The sequence below is a fragment of the Campylobacter sp. RM9331 genome (genome assembly GCF_020137685.1).
Classification (GTDB): Bacteria; Campylobacterota; Campylobacteria; order Campylobacterales; family Campylobacteraceae; genus Campylobacter_E.
Window position 1 is genome coordinate 1 of sequence record NZ_JACGBA010000067.1, and the last position, 484, is coordinate 484.

The following is a 484-nucleotide window of genomic DNA, read 5'->3' on the forward strand; positions in this document are numbered from 1 at the left end:
TTAAAATATCTTCCATACTTTCACGAGTGCTAGTGCCTTTTACTTCTATGGCTTCGAATGGTTTTTTATCTTTAGTTTGTTCTTCTTTTTCTTCTTGCTTAATTTCTTCTTTAGATTGTGATATTTGCAAATCTTCGTCTGTATTAGAAAAAATACTTTTCATTAATTTATTTTTTTCTTCATCATTTATGCTATCTGAAGTTAATTTATCTAAATTTTTGAAAAGTTTATTTAGAGTTTTTACTAATTCTTCTGGATCAATTGCTGGAGTATTTTCCCATTCTATTTTTCTTTGTTCTACAATATCAGGGTCTAACGCTCCAAATAAAGCTAGATTAAGTATTTCGCTTTTATCTAAGTTTTTATCATTAAAAGGATTGTAAGTCGGATCGTTTTCTAACTTTTCTTGAGCTAGTTTAAGATATTCTAAACTAGCCTTTCCATCTTCATAATAAGGTTTATTAATTTTGCTTTGATTATTCAT

1 protein-coding gene is annotated in these 484 nt (G+C 27.1%); it reads right to left on the reverse strand.

Going from position 1 to position 484, the window contains the following annotated elements; genetic code table 11:
• Positions 1 to 484 (reverse strand): hypothetical protein (locus tag AVBRAN9331_RS09790; RefSeq protein ID WP_336612934.1); only part of this gene is annotated, 484 nt, incomplete at both ends.